19 protein-coding genes and 1 pseudogene are annotated in these 20999 nt (G+C 40.2%); 7 read left to right on the forward strand and 13 right to left on the reverse strand.

The genetic code is table 11. The features are described 5' to 3' along the window. Positions 1 to 464 (reverse strand): annotated as a pseudogene (locus KO511_RS20665) (cadherin repeat domain-containing protein); the annotation flags it as partial. A 244-nt stretch (positions 465 to 708) separates the two neighbouring features. On the opposite strand from KO511_RS20665, the gene KO511_RS20670 reads away from it, so the two are divergent. Both KO511_RS20670 and KO511_RS20675 read left to right on the forward strand, forming a co-directional pair. After that, on the forward strand, positions 709 to 2037 hold the full coding sequence (locus KO511_RS20670) for a TolC family outer membrane protein (protein WP_215989280.1): 1329 nt from the start codon (positions 709 to 711) through the stop codon (positions 2035 to 2037). Between the two features lie 2 nt (positions 2038 to 2039). Further along, positions 2040 to 2651 carry an OmpA family protein gene (locus KO511_RS20675; protein WP_215989281.1) on the forward strand — a complete coding sequence of 204 codons (612 nt, stop codon included), beginning with the start codon at positions 2040 to 2042 and terminating at the stop codon, positions 2649 to 2651. Positions 2652 to 2718: 67 nt separating this feature from the next. On the opposite strand, the gene nhaA is transcribed toward KO511_RS20675, so the two are convergent. From nhaA to KO511_RS20695, 4 genes are all read right to left on the reverse strand, one after another. After that, a complete protein-coding gene (gene nhaA, locus KO511_RS20680; RefSeq protein ID WP_215989282.1) occupies positions 2719 to 3891 on the reverse strand; it encodes a Na+/H+ antiporter NhaA in 1173 nt (390 codons plus the stop codon). A gap of 234 nt (positions 3892 to 4125) precedes the next feature. Further along, a complete protein-coding gene (locus KO511_RS20685; RefSeq protein ID WP_252724491.1) occupies positions 4126 to 5238 on the reverse strand; it encodes a lipocalin-like domain-containing protein in 1113 nt (370 codons plus the stop codon). A gap of 1 nt (position 5239) precedes the next feature. Then, a complete protein-coding gene (locus KO511_RS20690; RefSeq protein WP_215989283.1) occupies positions 5240 to 7693 on the reverse strand; it encodes an ABC transporter permease in 2454 nt (817 codons plus the stop codon). Next, positions 7674 to 8345, reverse strand: coding sequence for an ABC transporter ATP-binding protein (locus KO511_RS20695; RefSeq protein ID WP_215989284.1), 672 nt, complete (start codon positions 8343 to 8345; stop codon positions 7674 to 7676). Before KO511_RS20695 ends, KO511_RS20690 begins: the two co-directional genes overlap by 20 nt. Before the next feature lie 314 nt (positions 8346 to 8659). On the opposite strand from KO511_RS20695, the gene KO511_RS20700 reads away from it, so the two are divergent. Further along, complete coding sequence (locus tag KO511_RS20700) at positions 8660 to 10096, forward strand: DUF2867 domain-containing protein (protein ID WP_215989285.1); 1437 nt, start codon at positions 8660 to 8662, stop codon at positions 10094 to 10096. Here KO511_RS20700 and KO511_RS20705 read toward each other — a convergent pair. From KO511_RS20705 to rsuA, 4 genes are all read right to left on the reverse strand, one after another. Next, a complete protein-coding gene (locus KO511_RS20705) occupies positions 10077 to 11144 on the reverse strand; it encodes an SGNH/GDSL hydrolase family protein (protein ID WP_215989286.1) in 1068 nt (355 codons plus the stop codon). The two genes, KO511_RS20700 and KO511_RS20705, sit on opposite strands and share 20 nt — an antisense overlap. A 118-nt stretch (positions 11145 to 11262) precedes the next feature. Beyond that, on the reverse strand, positions 11263 to 11922 hold the full coding sequence (locus KO511_RS20710; RefSeq protein WP_215989287.1) for a DUF2913 family protein: 660 nt from the start codon (positions 11920 to 11922) through the stop codon (positions 11263 to 11265). Continuing rightward, the gene (locus KO511_RS20715) at positions 11922 to 13127 is read right to left on the reverse strand and encodes a Bcr/CflA family multidrug efflux MFS transporter (RefSeq protein ID WP_215989288.1); all 1206 of its coding nucleotides are present in this window, start codon (positions 13125 to 13127) and stop codon (positions 11922 to 11924) included. Before KO511_RS20715 ends, KO511_RS20710 begins: the two co-directional genes overlap by 1 nt. A gap of 158 nt (positions 13128 to 13285) precedes the next feature. After that, positions 13286 to 13987, reverse strand: coding sequence for a 16S rRNA pseudouridine(516) synthase RsuA (gene rsuA, locus KO511_RS20720; protein WP_215989289.1), 702 nt, complete (start codon positions 13985 to 13987; stop codon positions 13286 to 13288). A 72-nt stretch (positions 13988 to 14059) separates the two neighbouring features. On the opposite strand from rsuA, the gene KO511_RS20725 reads away from it, so the two are divergent. The 4 genes from KO511_RS20725 (at position 14060) to KO511_RS20740 (ending at position 18295) form a co-directional block, all read left to right on the forward strand. Further along, on the forward strand, positions 14060 to 15799 hold the full coding sequence (locus KO511_RS20725; protein ID WP_215989290.1) for a DEAD/DEAH box helicase: 1740 nt from the start codon (positions 14060 to 14062) through the stop codon (positions 15797 to 15799). Positions 15800 to 15892: 93 nt separating this feature from the next. Next, complete coding sequence (locus tag KO511_RS20730; protein WP_215989291.1) at positions 15893 to 16291, forward strand: PepSY domain-containing protein; 399 nt, start codon at positions 15893 to 15895, stop codon at positions 16289 to 16291. Positions 16292 to 16302: 11 nt separating this feature from the next. Beyond that, a complete protein-coding gene (locus KO511_RS20735) occupies positions 16303 to 16962 on the forward strand; it encodes a response regulator transcription factor (RefSeq protein ID WP_215989292.1) in 660 nt (219 codons plus the stop codon). After that, positions 16952 to 18295, forward strand: a complete 1344-nt coding sequence (locus tag KO511_RS20740) for an ATP-binding protein (protein WP_215989293.1) — start codon at positions 16952 to 16954, stop codon at positions 18293 to 18295. The genes KO511_RS20735 and KO511_RS20740 overlap by 11 nt, the downstream gene beginning before the upstream one ends. Positions 18296 to 18297: 2 nt before the next feature. On the opposite strand, the gene KO511_RS20745 is transcribed toward KO511_RS20740, so the two are convergent. The 4 genes from KO511_RS20745 to KO511_RS20760 form a co-directional block, all read right to left on the reverse strand. Further along, positions 18298 to 18750: a hypothetical protein gene (locus KO511_RS20745; RefSeq protein ID WP_215989294.1), complete on the reverse strand. Its 453-nt coding sequence runs from the start codon at positions 18748 to 18750 to the stop codon at positions 18298 to 18300. Continuing rightward, positions 18743 to 19432 carry a winged helix-turn-helix domain-containing protein gene (locus tag KO511_RS20750; protein WP_215989295.1) on the reverse strand — a complete coding sequence of 230 codons (690 nt, stop codon included), beginning with the start codon at positions 19430 to 19432 and terminating at the stop codon, positions 18743 to 18745. The genes KO511_RS20745 and KO511_RS20750 overlap by 8 nt, the downstream gene beginning before the upstream one ends. Before the next feature lie 168 nt (positions 19433 to 19600). Beyond that, positions 19601 to 20050 (reverse strand): hypothetical protein, encoded by a 450-nt coding sequence (locus KO511_RS20755; protein WP_215989296.1) that lies wholly within the window; start codon positions 20048 to 20050, stop codon positions 19601 to 19603. Continuing rightward, positions 20043 to 20699, reverse strand: a complete 657-nt coding sequence (locus tag KO511_RS20760) for a winged helix-turn-helix domain-containing protein (protein ID WP_215989297.1) — start codon at positions 20697 to 20699, stop codon at positions 20043 to 20045. Before KO511_RS20760 ends, KO511_RS20755 begins: the two co-directional genes overlap by 8 nt. Between the last annotated feature and the right edge of the window lie 300 nt (positions 20700 to 20999).

Consider the following 20999-nt stretch of genomic DNA (forward strand, 5'->3'; position numbering starts at 1 on the left):
AACTCGGGCGCGTTGTCATCAGCAGACAAAGTGTCCGCTACAAGCAAAGTATCTGCAATGATAACTTCGGTTACTAAATCTAGAAGCGCTAAGCTCTGAGTTTCAGATAACCCTTGGGACTCAAGACCTACGGTATCAAAATCAGTACTTGCTCTAGTTTGTACAGCAGTTCTATCGACATCACCAGTACCAGTAGGACTTGAACCGTTTTGACCACCCGCTGCTGTTGCAAATTCTTCATTTTGCGTTGGGTCAACACCTTGTTCTATTTGTTCGAATATCGACGCTATTTCACTGTCAAGATCTACATCAAATGTTTCACCATCATCAGTAACTAATTGCGCTTCAAGATCAGTCGCAGCAGGGGAATTCTGCCCAAAGTCAACAATAACGTCACCAGCTCTCGGAGCTTCACTAGGTGTGAGCTCCCTAAGCTGACCATTAGCGTCGATAATAACTGTCATTAAGAACCTACCTTTCTTATGAGCGCAGCTATGGATAATATTAACTCTAGGCGCATCATTTACATTGTGCCAATTCAGCAGCTAAGTAAGAGATAAAACTTTGATGTGTATCCGTCGAACACCTGCATTTTTGATAAAAAGATTCCTATGTTTCATATAGTTGTACTAAAATTTAGATTAATTTATGGTTAATTCGCAAAAACATCAACGTGAACAATTATTTTTGCAGTTATGGAAGTTAAAAATGAAGGAGGCTACCTTGAATTGGAAACGAGTGATACTGACCAGTAGCATCACTTTGGTTTGTTTTACCAGCAACAGCCAAACACTTGAGCAGGCAGTATCTATAACTCTAGCAACTAACCCAGAATTAAAAAGTACTTTTAACCAATACAAAAGTGCATTGAAAGATGCAGACGCTTCAGGTGGTGCCTATTTACCCAATATAGATCTTGACGCTGGGGTGGGTCGTGAGAGTATAGGTCCAGCTAGGTCTTCTGGCCGAGCTGATACAGATTTAACCAGGAAAGAAGCTTCTATTGTACTCACTCAGCTTCTTTGGGATGGTAACGCAACTCTAAATGACATGGATAGAACTTCTGCACAAGCTAAATCATCTAGATTACAGGTATGGGCTGACGCTTCTGATTTAGCTTTACGAGTTACCGAAGTTTATCTTAACGCTGTCAAATCCAATGAAGTTCTTGCTCTTTCTGAAAGTAATCTTGCAGTCCACAAAGAAATATATCGTGACATAAAAAAGCGTGCAGATTCTGGGATTGGTTCTACTGCTGATGTCACACAGGTTGAGGCGCGTATAGCGAAAGCTCACGGTAATTTACTTGCGGCTCAGAATAACCTCATAGATACCCACACTCAATTCAGGCGGTTAGTTGGCCGCCGTCCTCTCGGGTTAATTTATCCTAGAGCTGATCAATCCAAGCTCCCAATGACACTTGAAGAAGCGTTAGATACAGCATTTAACAATCATCCTGTTATCAAGATCTCCCAGGCTGATGTAGACTCTGCTCGCTTCCAATATAAACAATCAAAAGGCTCAAATTTCCCAACCATATCTGTTGAAGCTAGCCAAACATGGCGGGATGATGCTGGAGGAAACATCGGTAGTAGTGATGAATCTCTAGCCATGCTCAGATTAAACTATAACCTATATAATGGTGGTTCAGATAAAGACCTTACAGAACGTTCAGCATATCAGTTAAATAGGGCTAAAGATCTACGTGACGATGCATTTCGCCAGGTAGAGGAAAGTCTGAGGCTTTCATGGAGTGCGCTAGATCTAACTCTACAACAAAAAAACTTTCTTTCTGACCACGTTGATTCAGCTTCAGAAACCGTAATTGCCTACAAAAAACAATATCAAATCGGTCAGAGAACATTGCTTGATCTGCTTAATACAGAAAACGAATTGTTTGAAGCACGAAAAGACTACCTTGATGCCCATTATTCTGAACAATATGCAAAATATCGTGTGATGAATACTACTGGTAATTTACTTGACTCTTTGTTAGTCGACGTACCATCCGATTGGGCTGAGCAGGTGGAGTATTGAAATTGAAAAATATAAACATTTACATACTCACCACAATAAGTATTGCACTATCTAATACATCATTGGCAGATGAATACGACTATATCTCCACTCCTAATGCGATCCAAGTAGCTGACTTACTCGATGATGATAGGGATGGGGTTATAAATGCCAGGGATTTATGCCCAGATACTCTTGAAGGTGCTGAAATTAATAATGATGGCTGCGCTAAATTTTTAAAAGAGGAAGAAGAACTTGCTTTAAGAGTTCTATTTGCTCACGACTCGTATGACATTAATTCTGCTTTTGAAGATCAGATACAAACAATGGCAGATTTTTTGGAAAAATATAAATCTGCCTCAATTGAAGTACAGGGGCACACAAGTAAAATCGGCCCAGAGGCTTATAACTACACATTATCCGAGCAAAGAGCTAATGCAGTACAAGATGAACTTTTATATTACGGTATAGATCCAGAACGTGTAACGATAGTGGGTTTTGGAGAAAGCCTATTGGAGAATGAGGGGGATGATGAGGTCGCTCATGCAACCAATCGACGAGTGACTGCTACCGTTGTTGGATTAAGCGAAAAAGTCGTCGAAGAATGGAATATATTCAGTATTATTGAAAAATAATCACATTAATAAAATAAAAAGCGCACCTCATCTGAGGTGCGCTTTTTAAGCTGCCAATTCAACTAGTTTATAGACTCGCTGGCTTATCCGCCAGCTTTGCTTTTTTTGGTAATGATATACTCAAGAGGATGTAACCAATAATCGCAGCGGTGGTCGACCCCATTAAAATCCCCAACCTCGCATAAGTGTCATATTCTGGGTTAACTTGCCCAAATGCCAACGAAGATATAAATATTGACATCGTAAAACCGATACCACAAAGCACTGATACTGCAAAAATATGAATAAAGTTGATACCTTCTGGGAGTCTGGCTACACCTGCCTTCACTGCAAGCCAGCTGAAGCTATAGATACCAATTGGTTTACCAATCAATAAACCTAGAGCTATTCCCAAAGGTAGCATTGATGTCAGTCCATCTATAGAAATACCTGAGAGAGAAATACCTGCATTGGCAAAGGCAAAAATAGGTAAGATACCAAAAGCAACATAGGGATGAAGCCCATGCTCCATTCTTTTGAGTGGAGATTTCTCTCCTTTCTTACCATTTAGAGGTATCGCAAAGCCAATCACAACACCAGCTAAAGTTGCATGCACCCCAGATTTAAGAACAGCAAACCAAAGTATTGCACCTACTACCATATACGGAGTTAATTTGGTGACCTTCTTTGAATTAAGCATAAATAATACAGCTGTCATTGCAAAGCCAACACCTAATGCCGTTGTAGACAGATCCCCTGAGTAGAAAAGTGCAATAATAACAACGACCCCAAGATCGTCAATGATGGCCAATGCGAGTAAAAAAACTTTAAGGCTAACAGGGACACGATTCCCTAGTAGCGCCATAATTCCTAGCGCAAAAGCAATGTCTGTTGCAGCTGGGATGGCCCAACCCCGAATAGCCTCAGTATCATTATAGTTAAATGCAACATAAACGAGTGCTGGAGCCAACATTCCACCAACAGCAGCTATTGCAGGAAAGATAGCAGTTTCGCGAGATTTTAGCGCTCCCTCTAACAATTCTCTCTTAACTTCAAGACCAATGAGAAAGAAGAATATCGCCATTAAACCATCATTTATCCAATGAGAAACCGACATACCAAATACATAAGAATGCAATATTGTTTGGTATGTCTCATTAAGAGGTGTATTGGCGATGGCCATAGCAACTGCTGCTGCAATAACAAGAAGAATTCCCCCAGCCGACTCCATTTTGAAAAAATGGCGAATAATATCATTCATGATATCGTCCCTTTAATTATTATGTTAATAAACGATGAACAAACAATAGAGTTGAGTTTACGCATAGATATCCCTAAGGAAAAATCGCTTGTTTGGATGTAACACTTCGAAATTTCCGATAAACAAAGTGTAACACCACGTTAATTCCTGTCTTAATTATAGGTAAATTCAGAGAATTACCAATGTAAACAACCACTCTTATGAGAAATATAGGAACTATGATGGTTTTTCGACTCAATAACCCATTAACAACATAAAACCGGAAGCTTCATGTGATCCATATGTTTTGATAGGGCCTTGCCAATAGGGTATAACGAAAGGCAACCACAACGCGGTATTACTCGCTTTTACAGCCAGATTGATATTAAGTTTTTTCACTTCTATCTTCCATGCTATCGGTAACCGTTTACCATTGGTGAGATAAGAAAACTCAGTAGGCTGTATTAGAATATCTTCTGGCAATAAATTGGTCACATGGCCACTACTACGGAACAATTCCCCTCTCCAATAAGCCGTCGTTTGTGACTGACGATAGAGACTTACTGATAGTACGGTTTCTGCATCTAGGTTAAATGTAAACCAATCCAAATGATTATTGATCCCTCTGAATAAGCCAGTTCCCCATTCTTTGCTCATCCAACCTTGACCTTTTACAATCTTTAGATCATGTTTTTCAAGCTTTAACTCTCCTTCTACTTTAAGAAATGGACAAGCAAAATTATAGGATGCAACAGATAGTAAAGGGTATTTTTCTACGTATCCTCTTTCTCCCGGTAAAGCACAGGGAGCTTGAGCTTTTATTTTTAGTTGTATATCAAAACGATCACCAGCAAGATATAGGTCTCCGGGGAATGGCGTTCTACCAGATGAACGCAACTGCCAATTATCAATCCACAGCTGGAAGGGTTGCCGAATTAAGCCAGCTTGACCAATACCACCTCTAGCAAGGCGTTGCTCTTTCCATACTTGTTTATCACTTGATATCACCACATAAGAAATATATAAATGGGGATCTTGCCAACCTTGGCCGTCTCTATCATCCGTTGCTACTCTAGCGTAGGTCCATTGGACACTATACTGTTCACCATTTTGATCTTCTAAGTTGGCAAAATAATGCCAACGTTCATGTTGATATTGATTGTGAAAACTAAAGTCATCAGGAAGTTTTACCGGTTCATTAGGTAACACAGGTTCAAATACACTTTGAGCCTGAGATAGATAATATCGTTGTGGAGTAATAGCCTGTCCAAAATAATGTTGATATATAACACCAACAACCACTGCGGTAGATACAAGGGGCACGATGAAAAACAGCATTACATGTCGGTAGATTACAGTTTTTCTCATTTTATAAAGAGTTCCGTACAAACTTCATTGGAGCATGCCGAATCATTCGCAAAGTAGGTAGGGCTCCTGCCAAAATAAGAGAACACATTGCCATTAAACTGGTCTGAAAATATTCTCCCGACATAAATTGAAGTTCAAGCGTCCATCCAAGCGACCGCTTCATTACAATATCAACTATTAAACTAGCCAGAGCTAAACCGAGTGGCAACGCAATTACTACTGAAACTACTCCAAAAACAAAAAGTTGCAAACTCCCCATCATGACTAACTCTTTACCAGACACACCTAGACACCTTAACAGTGAAATATGCCTTTGTCGGGAAATCTCTCCAGCAAGACTAGCGAAGAAAATACCGCATATTGCAATTACAAGCGTGATATTTCCGAGAGTATCTGCAATAGAAAAGGTTCTATCAAATACTTTCATTGCTTTCTTATGTATATGAGTATTATCATAGATTCGCTCTGCGCCCACACGAAATACAGACTCTAAACGGCTTTTAAGGCCCGCCACATTGACGCCCTCTTCTAATATCACACCTAAAGTTACAGCACCGCTATCTTTGAAGACTTTGAGCCAATTAGGATGTGACAACATTATCTGGTTGTATGGATTACCGTAGTCGTAATAAACACCCACCACCTGCCAACCTTTACCTTGTTGACCAAATAAATCGATATAGTCTCCTGGGCGAATACCACGCTTAATAGCCATTGATTCGCTGATCATCAAACCTTTAGAATGGTGTAAATGATACCAATAATTTGGAATGCCGATTTTAACGGTAAGTGAATCCCATTCGCCATCCGAATGACCAGTACTGACAACCTGAATTGCTTCATCTTCCGAGTTTGTTTGTTGTTCCCAACGCCACCAAACCGATTCAATTTCGGGTTGTTCGGATAACCAGCTACTCATCCTAGTCGCTGAGCTGCTACTGGGATATATATAGAGATCAGCAGCTAAACGTTGGCTAAGCCATTTATCCGTCGTATCACGAAAGCTCCCCACCATCGTCTCGACACCAATATTAGCGGCCATGGCGAGCATAAAAGCCATTGTGGCTACTCCCCTGTAACTCATGCTAGCCGCCGCATCAGAAAAAAACCAACGGACCCTAGGCCATTTGAGTAAATATGAAAGGCTGTCAAAAAGTTTCCAAATGAAATATGGGGTAAATAAAGCGACACTCACCAACATTAACGCAATAATAAAGAAACCAGACTCTTGTGTCTGAGGGGACTGGTAAATCGCTATAGCCACAACACACAATACGCATGCCAATGCAGCTTGGAGAGAAAACTCTGTTCCAGCAAAACGAACTAATGAAAGTCGAGCTGTAAGTCGGATCGGCTGAGAGCGTAATAAGCGCACTATGGGCCATGCACATGTCAGGCATGCTCCTAATATAGACATAAGTAAGCTATATATAGCCGAAGGCCAACTCCAAGAGACTAAAAGCCCAACATTTGCATCATAAAGGTCACGCAAACTCTCAGAAACTGCGGGTATTAATTGGTTAGCTAGGACTATTCCGAAAATATTGCCACACAACCAACTTGCCAAAATTAGCAATAAAAGCTCCAAAAAAAGCGCTAATGCTAGCTGCACTCCAGAAACCCCCGTCTGACGCATAATACCAACAAGAGGCTGCCTTTGAGTTAAAGACAAAGACATCGCCTGATAAAAAATAAATAATCCGACTAAAAATGCCAACATTCCCATCGCACTTAAATTCATATGAAATGCTTTGGTTAAAGACTCTAGCTCAGCACGAGAGTTTCTCGTGATACTCATTCCATCAGGTAAGTAATTTTTAAGATGGGTAAGTTTCGCAGCCGGCATTTCACCACATGCAATAACTGAAATACCAGAACGACGCTCTAGCATCCTTGTTAGTGAAATATCTGCGATTATCCGTGTCCCTTGTATTAAATCTCGCTGGTCCACAATAATAGGCCCAAGCGAACTCCCATCATTCAAAATGATTTTATCCCCATCTTGCCAGTCCATATAGCTGGCAAGATCAGCACTTACCATTACTGGATGTGGAGGCGTCATCAGTGGGAGCGATAGGAAGTCTTTTAAATTTAAGGCATGATGGAATTGCCACATGGCAACGGGATCCAAACCAATTAAAATTAATTCTGAACCATTACTAATATTTAGACGCAATTGCTCAAAGGGCGCACATTGGTTAAAGCCATCACGGCGTAATTGGACGTAAAAACCTTGTGGAATTTTGTTTGTTGCATGCTTGGGTCGAATACGATAAGGAAGAGGATTAGAAAAAAGTTTTTCACCATGCTGGTAGCTTTTTTTTGCATGGTCATTAATCGAAGTCACTCCAACAAGAAGTGAGACACCTAAGGTAAGACCAAGCCAGACAAGAAGGATTTGAAAAGGATAGCGTCTGTAATGGCCCAAAAGTGCTTTAATTACGGGCCATAACATGAAGCAGCCCTCCTTGGAGGCGCACCCTCCCTTCCATATGAGCAGCAACACGCTCACTGTGGGTTACCAATAATAGCGTACACTTTAGTTGACGAGTTAGACTAGTCAACAGGCGCATTACAGCTTCAGCATTTTTTTCATCTAAACTGCCCGTCGGCTCATCCGCGAGCAATAATTTAGGTTCCATATACAAAGCGCGAGCAATGGCAGCTCGCTGCTGTTGTCCACCAGAAGCTTCTTCAGGATATCGGCCTAGAAGCGGCATAAGATCTAACGAAGAGAGGATCTGACGCCATAATGCTACATCTTCCGATAAACCCTTTAATTGACGACAGAAACGGATGTTATCAGCAATATTTAGAGTCGGGATTAAATTAAACTGTTGGAATATGAGCCCAATGTTGTTTCGCCGATAAGCTGTACGCTGATTTTCGCCAATTTGATGCATCGAAAAGTTAGGAAATTGGATTTCACCGGAATCGACTATATCTAATCCGGCTATCAGATTAAGTAGTGTACTCTTGCCAGAACCACTCTCCCCCATGAGAGCTATCTGCTCACCTTGCTCTAATGACAACTCAGCACCTTGCAGAACAGGGTGAAACTCCCCACCATCCACATAACCTTTACAAAGGTCTGTTAGTTGCAGCATTAAAGTTCTCACAATTCTTAAAATTGGACTGTGAATCTACACTAAAACATCGCTTTGAGAAAGTATTTTGGATAGTGGATCACAAGATACGTTCTAATTTTCATTAGCTCAACAGTGCAAGTCTGGTGCATATACAGATCTTGTCCAAAAAATTGGAACTAAATCAATATTAAACTTGCATTACCACCATCATTTATTCGACCATTATTACCTGTCTTATCATGTGAATAAGTATAATAAAGTGTGCTAAAAATAATTTTTCTGCACTACAACTAAGCCTGAAAATAAAGAGCTTTCACCTACTAGGGTATGCCATGAAAAAAATATTGGTACTGGGAGCATCTGGTTACGTTGGTTCTCAACTACTACCGATACTTTGCGCCAGGGGCTATCATGTCACTGCTGCTGCACGACAAATTGACTATCTTCGAGATCGAGTCGAGAATCACAAGAATCTTAACCTTATTTATCTTGATTTGGCTAATCAGCAGGAAACAATAAATATTGTTGCGCAGTTTGAGGTTGTCTATTTTCTGGTTCATGGAATGGCTCATGGTCATGATTTTCTTACTTATGAACTGTCACTTGCCACTAATTTTAAAGCAGCACTTAAACTCAGTAACGTCAAACATGTCATATATCTCAGCTCTCTTCAGCCTTTAACAGGTAATTCGAGGCATCTCAAAGCAAGGCGAATGACAGGAGATATTATTCGTCAAGCAGGTCACCCTGTCACTGAACTCAGAGCCGGAGTGATCATAGGGCCAGGATCAGCTGCATTTGAAATCATGCGAGATTTTATCTTTAATATGCCTTTGTTGCTAACCCCCAAATGGATTGAATCTAGAGCCAACCCTATCGATCTAGACAATCTTAATTACTACTTAGTCGAACTGATAAAAGAATCACCGACAACACACAATTTATTTGAAATTGGTGGTCCAGATATTCTCAGCTATAAAGAGCAATTCAATTTAATCAGTAAAGTGATTAATAAGCCCATACGGATTTTTTCTACTAATTTACTTACACCTCAATTTGCCTCGAGCTGGCTCGGTATAGTAACTTCAGTTCCTACATCTATTGGAACTGCATTGATTTCTGGATTGAAGCATGACTTTGTCGCAGATTGGCAAGCCATCCATCAGCGTTATCCGCAAAACTTAATCGGGTTTGAAGAAATGACTCGCAAAAGTATCGCAAAAGAAAGTAACTTCATTAAAAGTGAGGTTTGGGGGTTTGACCCTACAGCATTTAAGCGTTGGCAGCCAGGCTACGGATATTATGCGAAGCAGACTGGGGCATGTATATATACACAAATTAGTATTGAAGAGCTTTGGAAAGTGATCCAAAAAATTGGCAGCGTTCAAGAAGGTTACTTTTATGCTAGCCTGCTTTGGCGCATTAGAGAATGGCTCGATATCCTATTGGGTGCTGGCTTCCCAGCTAGGCGATCCCCATTAGGTCCTCAGCTTAAAGTGGGCGACTATATTGACTCATGGAAAGTCATTCGTTGTGAGGACAATAAGTTTCTATCTTTATTATTTGGTATGAAAGCCCCTGGTTTGGGACGTCTAGAGTTTTCATTGCAAGACTTAGGTCACATCCGCAGACTTGAAGTCACTGCATGGTGGCACCCTCAAGGATTTAGAGGACTCCTCTATTGGTTCGCTATGATGCCTGCTCATAGATTTATTTTCAAAGGCATGGTGAAAGCCATCGTTAAAAAAGCTAAACAGAATTCGCTGTAAGCTCACTTGAACGTTCATTCCAATAACTGTTTTGAATAGCATTAGCTACATACTTGGCATAAAGCTTGTGTATATTAGTTGTGGGGTGAATCCCATCCCAATATAAGAATTGCTCTGGATTACCAATAACCTTTCCCTTTTCTACTTGAAATGAGGCATCTTTAATATTGGTTATTTTGATATTAAGTTCCTTGTCTTCGTAAACACCTGAGTCTAAAACCTCATTTTTTATTTTTTTGTAGAAAGCATAAGCATCAACATAAATAATATTCTTACTTGGATTTGCCTGTTCGATAAGTCTAACCCGCTCTTTGAGTATACGATTAAAACTGTTAATGAATTCATCAGCTTTATGTGCTTTATCTCTAAGCCATGGAGCATCAGATAAATCAGGTATATTGGCAATAACTATCGTTTCAGCATGATACTGAATAAGGTGATTGATATCAGAGGCTGCTAACTTTGCAGCTTGAGGTCCTGTTTGATCCAAATCGCCATACAAGCTGTACCACATATTATTAGTACCTAACATATAGGTAACTATGGTTCCCTTATCGAAAAAACCTTTTTCATTGATACGGTTTGATATCTGAGCAGATGAATTGGGTAGAATATTGCCACCTGTAAAAGAAAGGACTCCTTCACCTTTACTAAGATTATTAAAATTCCCAGGTAATGCCATCGCTCCACCGACCGACCAGTTATTTCCTTTTTGAGACTTCAAATGAATGAAATATGAAATCTTTTCGTTTAGCTTTTCAACATGAATGTCAGTATTGATTTCAATTCGAGCTGGTGATAGAGGAGGAAGTTCTAGAAGCTGAGCAAGATACTCTGTCCATACCCAACCATTACTTGCCCTACCTTGCCAGTTTGGCACTGATGTTGATGCAAGCAACGCACCTTCGGTTGCTGAATTAAATTGATGGGAAACAGCAAATTTATTTCCACAATCGGAAAGACTATCGCCAAAAACAGATATTTGGGTAAAATCGCCTGCTAACACATACATTGGGCACAGTATTGTGAGAAAAGTTAATATTTTCATGTAGTGACTCTATTTTAATACTTTTATAGTGTATGGCTTTTCCACCTGATGTTTGAGGGCACATCAAGCTCAGACACTTTCATTCAGTATTGTGAAGAGTCACTTCACAAATATAAGTCTAAATTTGATACCCAAGCGGTATTTCAGCCAGTCGTTCTCCTTGGTTTGCGGGATAAACCAAGTACTCTCCATGGTATTTGACATTAGATTTATAATCCGTGATTTTGTGCAGCATAAAGCCAGCATTTGCTGCCATTTCTATAAATTGAGCATGATTTCCACGTACGAACCAGTTCATGGGTTTTACTAGCTCTTCCCCATCAAAACAGTCATCACATTGTTTCGAACAAAGCGCAAATGAGTTAGGGCCTTCCGTAAATATTTGAACTTTCCCGCAGTTAAGAAGAGGTTCTGAAGTCGAGACTTCCCAGCCCTGCTCTTCCACATAATCCAAAAAATTATTTATTTCACTATCTTTTATCTTACGTTCAAGAGCAGAGGCTGGGAAAAAATTCGCATAGAATCTAGAAATACGCTGAAATGTCTTCATCAACGCTGCATCATTGCCTTTAGAACGCCCTTCTTTCTGCCACCGAGTTAAATCATCCATGACACAACGGTGAAAACGCTGTGACTTTAAGGCCTTTGTCACCCAACGCACCAAATAATGATTGTTAGAAACAGGCGCATCAACAGCTTTCCCTGATTTGTGCTCATTTGCTAGTTCCTGCAATGCACAATTAACTAAGTTTTGAATTTCAATTGTATACTGAGACATTACGCCTTTCTTCCAAGTATCCAGTAAAACGTCGCGGATAATATTGAACACGCCGTCATAACACTAATCATTGGCCAAACAACACCATCAGGCATTAATGCAATGACCCCACCCATCACCGAGCCTATTCCAAAGCGGAGTGTACCCGCAAGTGAAGAAGCGGTTCCGGCCATGGTTGAATAACCACTTAACAGCAGCCCCATTGTATTACTACCGATTGTGGCTGTTGTACCGATGAAAAGGACCACGAAAGGTACAGTGCCCCATAGACCTAGGTCAAGCACCCATCCAAAAAATAACCCAATTCCAGCAAAGAGTTGAATGGTTAATGCAAACCTAAGCATTGCATGTGAGCCTACCCTCTTAACAAAACGCCCATTTATCATGGTCATAATTATCATTGCGATAATGTTCAACGCAAATAGATAGCCAAACTCGTTGGTCTTAACATTGTAAATATCAATATAGACAAAGGAACCTGCGGTAAGAAAGGAGAACATACCAGCAAAAGAGAACGCACCAGAGAGTATTAACCCCACACCGACGGGATTACGGCATAAACTTAGGTAATTTCTTAATGTTGAAGCAAAACGAAGAGGCTGCCTATTCTCGTCACTCAATGTCTCTGGTATTTTCCATAACACCAGCGCAATCACAACCACAGAAAACATTGCCAATACCCAGAAAATACCACGCCAGCCAAACCATATTGCAATATACCCACCTAACATTGGCGCTACCAAAGGTGCGATGGTAATCACTAAAGTGACAAAAGACATTGCACGAGTAAAATCTTCACGATCAAACATATCTCGAACAATGGCTTGGATAACCACTGCGGCGGCAGCACCGGAAAAACCTTGGATCCCACGAATCCATATCAAGGCCTCAATTCCGTTTGTTGTCGCACTGATGACCGATGCAATTGCAAATAAAATCACTCCCAGAATCAGAATTGGCCTACGACCAAAGCTGTCAGCCAAAGGACCATGAATTAATTGCCCTATCGCAAAACCCGCCGTGTAAATTGTCAAAGTAATCTGCACTGCCCCTTCAGAAACTCCCAGATCACGAGCAAGGTTCGGCATAGCCGGTAGGTACATATCAATAGCAAGAGGCGTTAGAGCTCCGACAGCTCCCAGCACGCAAAAAAGTAAAAACGTTATTTTTTGAGAAGGTGTTGAGGTTAGAGCGTGATTAGACATAAGCCTCCATATAGTGTTTGGGACTGCTAACCATCTACAATAGAGCCAAACAGAAAGCAGCTAAATACAGATATCCTATTTAGCTGCATTATATTGAGCCAACAATATATAAAAAACCACTTCCTATTTGGAACTAAACTATTTCCAATTTTAAGGTACTAATTCCAAACTGAGTCGATTTCTTCTTGAGTTAGGCAACGGTACTCGCCAGGTTCTAAATCATTATCCAACGTTATCTGGCCAATACGCTCTCGATGTAAGTGCTCTACTTTATTCCCAAGAGCCGCAAACATTCGTTTCACTTGATGATACTTACCTTCCGTGATGGTTAGTAGCACTTCATTTTCATCTTGGTCAACAATCTCCAGTTTAGCGGGTAAAGTTGCCGATTTCTCATTACGCAACTCTATACCCTCAGAAAACTTTTCAACATAATTGGAACCAATAGGGTCAGCAAGCCACACACGATAAGTCTTTGCACACTTGTGTTTTGGCGAAGTAATACGATGAGACCATTGGCCATCATCAGTGATAAGCACTAAACCTGTCGTATCCACATCTAAACGGCCAGCAAAATGGAGATCTTCCATTTTAACCTCATCCAATAACATGAAGGCAGTCTGATTAAATCCATCTTCATGAGAACAAACAAAACCTTCAGGTTTGAATAGCATGATATAACGAGGGCCAGGTTTGTGTATCTCTCGGCCCTGCCACTCAACAATGCAAGTATCGGTTAATTTAACCGAACCACTTTTCTGCACCGTCTTGTTAACTGTAACATCACCACTTTTGATGATCTTTGTTGCTTCTTTTCGGGTTGCACCCAGCGCATCACATAAATATTTATCTAAACGCATGATTACCTCATCTATATCAAGTGAGGTATTATAGAGTGCTTTTTGAAATAGTTGAGTAATTTCACACGATTTATGTATACATTAAGACCTTATCAAGCCGATTCAGTGAAAGCCGTAATCCACTATTTTCGTAAACACTCAAGTCCAGCGGTATTAGTCCTTCCGACTGGTGCAGGAAAAAGTTTGGTTATTGCTGAGCTTGCAAGGCTAGCAAAAGGAAAAGTATTGGTTCTAGCTCATGTAAAAGAACTGGTTGAACAAAATCATGCAAAGTATGAAGGTTATAAACTCCAAGGAGCCATATATTCTGCGGGCTTAGGTAGAAAAGAAACACAACAACAGGTGGTATTTGCCTCTGTTCAATCCGTAGTGCGAAATCTGGATGATTTTAAAAATCAGTTTTCTCTTTTGGTTATTGATGAGTGCCATAGGGTTGCAGACAACAAAGACACCAACTACCAAAAAGTCATCGGCCATTTGCGAAAGCTAAATCAAGGCATTAAGGTGCTTGGTCTTACCGCTACTCCTTATAGACTAGGTATGGGCTGGATCTATCAATATCACACTCGTGGATTGGTCAGAACAGAAGAGCCTAGGTTCTTTCGAGATTGTATTTTTGAGCTGCCGATTCGTTACCTGCTAGATGAAAACTTTCTCACCCCAGCCCGCATGATGGATACCCCAATTCTCAGCTATGATTTCTCTCAGTTAAAACCATCAAATACAGGAAGATATAAGGAAGCCGAGTTGGATATGGTCATAGACCAAGACAAACGTGCCACACCTCAAATTGTTTTGCAAATCATACACCTTGCTCGTATCAGGCAAGGTGTCATGATCTTTGCTTCTACTGTACGACATGCACAAGAAATCTTATCTTTACTTCCTAAAACGGAATCAGCACTTGTAATTGGCGACACTTCAGCAACTGAACGCAGCTCTATTATCGAAGAATTTAAACAACAAAAAATTAAATATTTAGTGAATGTTTCTGTCTTAACAACTGGTTTTGATGCACCGCATGTCGATCTTATTGCAATTATGCGGCCCACTGAATCCATTAGTTTGTACCAACAAATCGTTGGCCGAGGTCTTCGTTTATCTCCAGGAAAAAAAGAATGCTTAGTGCTCGACTATGCAGGAAACAGTTATGACCTCTATCAACCTGAAGTTGGAGATACTAAACCAGCATCTGATAGCGAAATTATTACCATCCCTTGCCCTGCATGTGGCTTCAACAATAATTTTTGGGGAAAGTTAGATAATAATGGATTTTTAGTCGAGCATTATGGCCGGAAATGTCAAGGCTATTTAGAAGACGAAGTCACCCAAGAACGAGAACACTGTAATTACCGATTCAGAGCAAAATATTGTAATGAATGTGGTGCAGATAACGACATAGCAGCGCGGGTATGTCATGAATGTGATGCCACATTAGTTGATCCTGACAAAAAGCTTAAAGAGGCATTAAAACTTAAAGATGCTTTGGTATTTGAGTGTTTATCTATGGACCTAACACTACACAAAAACGATAAAGGTAAAAACAGTCTTAAAGTATCTTACTTTGGTGAAAACCAGGCTCAAGTGCATGAATTTTGGTCACTAACGACTCCGAAACAGAAACAAGACTTTAAAAATAAGTTTGTAAGAGCTCACCTTGCAGATAAACATAGACCTTTTAATGAACTGTCTCCAAATAAGGTAGTTAAGCATCAGCACCGCTTTAGACCACCGCAATTTGTGATAGCCAGAAAGTCGGGACGGTTTTGGAAAGTACGTGACAAGATATTTGCCGACGAACTAAAATGTTAGCTCAGCAAACCTAATAAATGCTGACCAACATTCACTTTGTGTTCAGAAAAAATTCGTTATACTCACTCATAGAACTTCTAACAAGATAACGCGATGTTTCATAAGCAGTTAATTGGCTTACTTATTAGCACGCTCTGTATGCTTACCAGTGCTCCAGTATTCGCCAAAGCCGAGCCAAATAAAGATGGACATGCTTTGGTGCAGGATATTCAGCATGCAGGGACACAAATTGAAATCGAAGAAGATCAAGATGAAGTCTATGATGCAGTACGTCAAGGCTATATTCGTCCATTCTCAGAACTTTATGCTGCTGTTGAGAAAGATCTTCACGGTCGTATCATCAAAGTTGAACTGGATGAAGATGACGACATTTGGATATATGAACTTAAGCTCAATTACAATAACAACATCATTAAAGTTGAATACAATGCTCAGACCTTAGAAATGATTCTGATTGAAGGTCATAATGTCAAACAAGCTTTAAGAAACTAAAAGACAGCGCGATGAAAATACTTGTAGTGGAAGACGAACCTCGCCTAGGCGAGCAAATTATCGAATCTTTGGAGAAAAATGGTTGGGTTCCTGAGCTTTCGAACGATGGAATAGATGCTCTCTATCGCGCGACATCGGAAGAATGGGATGTAATTGTTCTCGACTTAGGCTTACCCAAATTGGATGGATTAACCGTTTTAAAAGGCATCCGTGACGAAAATATAAATACTCCCGTCATCATCCTTAGTGCACGAGACGGCCTTACACAGCGAGTAGAGGGCCTTAACGCCGGTGCCGATGACTATCAAACCAAACCTTTTGAAATGGTTGAACTAATTGCTCGTATTCGTGCTCAACTTCGGCGCGCTTCTGGAAACGCCTCGCCTGTGATGCAGATGGGCAGCCTGAGTCTAGACACACGCACATCTAAAGTCATGTGGCAAGGCCAACCAATCGACTTAACAGCCTTGGAGTATAAAGTCGTTGCCTACTTTATGCATAACCCTGAAAAAGTCATATCGCGCGGTGAACTAGTCGAACATATTTACAAACAGGATTTTGACCGCGATTCCAATACTATCGAGGTTTTTATTGGTCGTATCCGGAAAAAAATCTCAACTAAAGTTATCAAAACGGTGAGAGGTTTGGGATATCAGCTTAATGCCGATTAGTAAAGTACGATTGCTCAAACGGCTCAGCCTTAAAAGCCGCCTTGTCCTTGCTGCAATAGTTTGGTTGACAGCAATGATCATTGCTGCTGGTATCATGATGCCTTCTCAAGTTTATCTCTACATGCAAGAAGATACTAAACAGCAGCTTGCCATTTATATGGATGAAATTGCCGCAGCTCTTGAAGCAGATGAAAAGGGTAATCTTAAGTTAACCTCTCCCCTCTCCGATCCACGTTTTACTCGGCCTTACAGCGGATTTTATTGGTCTGCTAAAACCAGCAAGGCTTTGCTTCGCTCGCGTTCGCTTTGGGACAAGACTCTTACTTCCAAGAATGAACATGACTTGCTAGGTGCGCGCGATGAAAAACTGATCCACATCGACTCAACCTTATATTACCCTGACTATTCTGGCCCTATTAAAGTCACTATCGGTATGGACCAACAACCTATAGAAGATACAGTTCGTAATTTAATGGGGCAACTATGGTTTATTCTCGCTTTACTTTATATTGGTGTTTTAACCTTAATTACCATCCAGGTTCAGTGGTCTTTAAGCCCGCTAAGTAAAATGCATAAGGAACTTTCTCAGCTACGTTCAGGAAAAAAAACTCAATTAGATCAAGAGTACCCAAAGGAAGTGTCACCTGTCGTTTCAGACTTAAACGCGCTTGTTTTCCATTATCAAGAACTACTTGAACGAGCTCGTCACCACGCTGGTAACCTATCTCATGCTCTAAAAACTCCACTTTCAGTACTCAAAAACGAAGTCGCGACAAAAGATCCCGTAATTCAAGAGCAATTGCGCCCTTCTCTAGACCAAATACAAAATCAAATTGATTACCACTTAGCTAGAGCAAGAATGGCTGGAGCAAAAAATATCTTATCCGTCAGTTCCTGCCCATCAAAACGAGTCGACGCCATTTCCATGGCGTTTGATAAAGTTTATTCCGATCGTGGTATCAGCCTTATTAATGAGCTCGATAGCGATTTAAATGTAGCGGTGGAGCAAACTGATCTTAATGAAATGTTGGGTAACATTATTGAAAACGCCTATAAATGGTCCAAAAGTATTATTCGTGTACACTCTCTTGAAAATAGTGAAACTTCCGAGACCATTGATGTCATCATAGAAGATGATGGAGTTGGCATACCCGAGCAAAAACTGGCCCAGGTGATCCATCGCGGCGTTCGCTTGGATGAAACCACACCAGGAACAGGCCTTGGCCTTAATATTGTTAGTGAAATGGCTCATAGCTATCGAGGCAAATTGACGCTAGACCGAAGTTCACTTGGAGGGCTAAAGGTCATTTTGTCAATGAAGCTGGTCTTATAAATTTAATAAATCATGTGTAGTGCAACTTTGCTCCCTACTAGCGCAGCACTGTGCTCATCAAGTTTGACTAGCTTCATATGACCATCAAATGCTCCAGGTCTAACAAAAAGCTGTTCGATCACTCCATTTCGCAGTGGTTCTATATTTAACCGCCTGTGTTGCCTCATTGTAAAAAAAATTCCATCACTATCTAATTCGTACCATCCTGAACTAGAATAACCAACCCTACTTTTGGGTAGCAAAGCATATACACCGTAGGTGCTATTTTCTTTAAGCATGAGATCGACTCTTAATGGTAATGTGATACCAAAGCCATTATCTGGATCGACCGATGATATATAAGCAGCAGTGTGGCTACTCATATGTCTATTAATGCTATTATTGTTGAAGTAAGAAGCGAGTACACCTAGAGTTGCACCGACTAAAATAATCATAACAACAGCTAACTTACTCACAACTCAACACTCCACTTTTAGGTCGAAAACTCAAGGAGCGACCGCCTTTATCAACCAACAAAGTTAATTCACCAAAGTCATACAAGTTAACGTCTTGATAGCGCACTTTGATACCACTGCTGTCTGGAGCAAACCAACATGCATTAAAATGCTTTTGTTCAAAAGATATATCGGAAAGAGGTGAATGCATGCTCTCTGCAATTAAATAACTGGTTAATGCCGAACAAAAAAATAGCCCCGCAGCCATCAATATCGTCCGACCTTGCCCGTTAGATTTTTGGGCATCAGTTTGTTCAGTTACACTAACGCCTATAGGTTCAACCTCAGTGAGGCTCATGTTCACTTCAACAGGCTCTATACCCGACTGATAGCTCTCTACATTGCCAATAAATTTGTAGCCTGAACCACGTACGGTTTTTATCACCTCCGCAGAGCGGTCTTCCAGTGCTCTACGACAACTGGAGATACAGTGCATTAAACTGCTCATTTCAACAAAAATACCGCGCTTTTTCCAGACATGGTACATAAGCTGATCTTTAGTTAAAGTTTCTCCAATACGCTCAATCATAAAGTTGAGTAGCGTAATCTCATTGATGCCTATCGGATAACGCACATTACTGCTTAGATTTTGGATATATCCTTGCTCAGAATCGAAAACCAAATTTTCGTTGATGATTAACATGAGGTCTCTTAGGTTGATAATTGTTGGAACATTTTATACCTAAGATTTTTTCTCTACAGTTAGAAGACTGTCAGCTTGATGATGTTTCAATATGAATCATAATTAACAAACATCAAATTATTGATTTTTAATAAAAAAATACAATATAACCAAACTAATTATTAGCCACTAAATATAGACACTTGTATACAGATATGAATATCTCGGTGCGACGAATATGGTTTTATCATCATCCAAACGAATGATTTTTAATTCCTCCATCGAGTGTATACCATGCTGACTAAACATGGTTTCAACAATAGAGAGTTTCTTATCTTGAGGAATAATACTCTCAGAAGCCGTTGGCATAAGGGACAACCCCAAAGAACTAAAGCCATATTTACCCGAAACATTAAAACCAACAAGATCGTCAGTAAGAAAATACATCTCATATTGACCTGATCTCTTAAAATTAAGTTGGGCCAGTAATCCAATATGTTTGCTTCCTTGCTGAGTCGGAACAACAATCTCAGTCTTACTTTCATAACTTCGGTTTATCGTTGGTGAGTTCATATACGCAGAAACACCACCCATAAAACAGCCTGCTACAATACTAGCGACAATAAGTTTTTTATTCACACACTACTTCCACATCTTTAGGTCGATAGCTAACAGATGACCCATCTTCTTTAACCAAAATCACCTGATTACCCGTCTCAAACGCACGCACTTGATTAAGTATCACAGGAGATACAGTCAACAATGTACATTGCGCATAAAAATTTTCAGTATAGTCTGCTTCGACCCAAGGTGAGTTCCAAGAAAGCACCGTCCAGTGGCTTACCAAAGCACTTAACGCAAACGTAGCTAGATACGCTCCTGAATGCGCATTTAAAGTCAACCAGTTTGTTCTAGCTTGAGGTTTATCACTACTAGGCTGAGCTTTTTTCTTGGGGGTAACAAGTTTAGGTTCATAGTTCTTTATTTCGCCATTAAACCTATAACCTACTCCTCGCACAGTACTAATAATTGCAGCATCTTTGTCACGTAAAGCTTTACGACAACTTGAAATACAATGGAGTAAACTGCTTTCTTCAACAATCACGCCTTTTTTATGCCAGACCTGCTCTAGAAGAGTGTATTTAGTTAGTGGTTCATTGGGGTGCTCTACCATGAATTTGAGCATTGCCACTTCATTACCACCTAGCATAGTTTTACGGCCAGTGGCTAAATCTTCTACTGAACCCGCCAGTAAATTTAAAATAAGGTGTTCATTAATTATCAGCATCGAATAAACTGAATAAAGGTACTAAAGATATGTACATATACAATATAGCAAAACGTATAAAAAACAAAAACTTTGTGGTCCTGTCTCACGGTTTCATCAGCGATTTGTTATCTGCGTTGCAGCTAAATTGTAAATTTGTATAAATAAACGCCACAAACATAACTATTAGAATCTATACACTAATCAAATTATGCAAAAGGGCTTTTTGAATTTGCAAATTTAAAGAACGATATTCATCGTGCTTCCATCCACACTTACCTCCAACGAATACAAACACCTCAAAGTTTCACAGCAAAAATA

Origin of the sequence: Vibrio hepatarius (genome assembly GCF_018860525.1) — a bacterium.
GTDB lineage: Bacteria > Pseudomonadota > Gammaproteobacteria > Enterobacterales > Vibrionaceae > Vibrio > Vibrio hepatarius_B.

What these genes read in the sequence shown, in the direction of transcription:
- KO511_RS20710 (WP_215989287.1), bottom strand. Translation starts at nt 11,922, where the DNA reads ATGTCTCAGTATACAATTGAAATTCAAAACTTAGTTAATTGTGCATTG.
- KO511_RS20705 (WP_215989286.1), bottom strand. Translation starts at nt 11,144, where the DNA reads ATGAAAATATTAACTTTTCTCACAATACTGTGCCCAATGTATGTGTTA.
- KO511_RS20725 (WP_215989290.1), top strand. Translation starts at nt 14,060, where the DNA reads ATGTATACATTAAGACCTTATCAAGCCGATTCAGTGAAAGCCGTAATC.
- KO511_RS20740 (WP_215989293.1), top strand. Translation starts at nt 16,952, where the DNA reads ATGCCGATTAGTAAAGTACGATTGCTCAAACGGCTCAGCCTTAAAAGC.
- KO511_RS20695 (WP_215989284.1), bottom strand. Translation starts at nt 8,345, where the DNA reads ATGCTGCAACTAACAGACCTTTGTAAAGGTTATGTGGATGGTGGGGAG.
- KO511_RS20750 (WP_215989295.1), bottom strand. Translation starts at nt 19,432, where the DNA reads ATGTTAATCATCAACGAAAATTTGGTTTTCGATTCTGAGCAAGGATAT.
- KO511_RS20670 (WP_215989280.1), top strand. Translation starts at nt 709, where the DNA reads ATGAAGGAGGCTACCTTGAATTGGAAACGAGTGATACTGACCAGTAGC.
- KO511_RS20685 (WP_252724491.1), bottom strand. Translation starts at nt 5,238, where the DNA reads ATGAGAAAAACTGTAATCTACCGACATGTAATGCTGTTTTTCATCGTG.
- KO511_RS20730 (WP_215989291.1), top strand. Translation starts at nt 15,893, where the DNA reads ATGTTTCATAAGCAGTTAATTGGCTTACTTATTAGCACGCTCTGTATG.
- KO511_RS20735 (WP_215989292.1), top strand. Translation starts at nt 16,303, where the DNA reads ATGAAAATACTTGTAGTGGAAGACGAACCTCGCCTAGGCGAGCAAATT.
- KO511_RS20715 (WP_215989288.1), bottom strand. Translation starts at nt 13,127, where the DNA reads ATGTCTAATCACGCTCTAACCTCAACACCTTCTCAAAAAATAACGTTT.
- KO511_RS20690 (WP_215989283.1), bottom strand. Translation starts at nt 7,693, where the DNA reads ATGTTATGGCCCGTAATTAAAGCACTTTTGGGCCATTACAGACGCTAT.
- nhaA (WP_215989282.1), bottom strand. Translation starts at nt 3,891, where the DNA reads ATGAATGATATTATTCGCCATTTTTTCAAAATGGAGTCGGCTGGGGGA.
- rsuA (WP_215989289.1), bottom strand. Translation starts at nt 13,987, where the DNA reads ATGCGTTTAGATAAATATTTATGTGATGCGCTGGGTGCAACCCGAAAA.
- KO511_RS20700 (WP_215989285.1), top strand. Translation starts at nt 8,660, where the DNA reads ATGAAAAAAATATTGGTACTGGGAGCATCTGGTTACGTTGGTTCTCAA.
- KO511_RS20760 (WP_215989297.1), bottom strand. Translation starts at nt 20,699, where the DNA reads ATGCTGATAATTAATGAACACCTTATTTTAAATTTACTGGCGGGTTCA.